Origin of the sequence: Flammeovirga agarivorans (assembly GCF_012641475.1) — a bacterium.
Classification (GTDB): domain Bacteria; phylum Bacteroidota; class Bacteroidia; order Cytophagales; family Flammeovirgaceae; genus Flammeovirga; species Flammeovirga agarivorans.
Map to the genome: position 1 here is coordinate 1 of NZ_JABAIL010000069.1, position 780 is coordinate 780.

Annotated in this window: 1 protein-coding gene; it reads right to left on the bottom strand. The window is 26.7% G+C overall.

Annotated features, from left to right (window positions below; genetic code table 11):
• Positions 1-66: 66 nt before the first annotated feature.
• Positions 67-780, bottom strand: a 714-nt coding sequence (locus HGP29_RS28270; RefSeq protein WP_168885818.1) for a hypothetical protein, incomplete at its 5' end; no start/stop codon positions are given.

Here is a 780-nt window from a genome sequence, read left to right on the forward strand (position 1 = left end):
TATATGCTAAACTACGTGTGAGGGTGAGTCACCCGACACATGGAGTTTAGTTGATGTTACACAACGTTACATTAACAATTTAAATTTACCAATATTTTTACTTTTTAAAGTATTATTTGTCATCTCAAACTTCTCGATTCTTGTGTCATTTATTGTAGAAATTAAATAATAGCTCTTGTTTTTTTCAGTCCAAAAACCCTTATCTATTGTTTCTTGTGTTTCAATATTGGTAATAGTATAAGACCTGTTGACCAAATCAAAATCTAATATTGTTTTAAAGTTCTTCTCATAGTTATTTGATTTGTATTTTACATGCTTAGGTTCAGGTTCAATACATAATAATTTTTTCATTACACTATTATAAATTCTAGCTAGATAATTTGTTGATGTAAATTCAAGACAACCAGTACATAGCCTTATTATTTTGATATCTATATTTTTTATTTTTTTCTCATCATACCATGGATTAATACACCCTTTAGCTCCTCCGGTTGCTTCTAGCAATATATATTTATGCTCTTTAAATAAGTTTTCGCTTAAAGTTATTATCTGCCTTTCTAAAAAAATTAAATCATTAATTGATTGTGAGTTACGGTCATAAAAAACAGATAACTTTTCTATTGAGTAATCATTAAATGAATAATATTTTGATTTTAAACTTTCTAATGATGTGTTAGTAACAGTTGGTTTAGGAACATATGAATAATATTGACGGAACTGTTCCATTACATTTTTATTGTTTTTATCTGTTTTTACATTTTGCCCAATAACAGAATGAGA